We start from the raw sequence: 260 nt of genomic DNA on the forward strand, positions 1-260 counted from the left end.
CTTCCCCGGCGGCAGGCATCGCGCACGCTCACGCTGCCCGACCTGTCGGTGAGCGCGCTCGACGGCGACCAGGTGCTGCCGTCGCAGGCCCTGACCTTCGACGCGGTGGGGGCAACCAGCGTCGTCGGCACCACGCTCAACCTGCGGTATCTGGAGCGGAACCCGCTGCCCGCGCGCTGGTGGTCTGCCATCACCGTGACGCGCGACAGTGACAGCGCCGTGCTGACCGCTGGTGTGGATTACGAGGTCAACCAGCCCCA

General features: G+C 70.4%; 1 protein-coding gene. It reads left to right on the forward strand.

Features of this window, described 5'->3' with window-relative positions:
- On the forward strand, positions 1-260 hold a 260-nt coding region (locus JI664_RS23700), incomplete at both ends, for a hypothetical protein (RefSeq protein ID WP_207016254.1).

The organism is Rhodobacter sp. NTK016B, assembly GCF_017303295.1.
Taxonomy (GTDB): Bacteria; Pseudomonadota; Alphaproteobacteria; order Rhodobacterales; family Rhodobacteraceae; genus Pararhodobacter.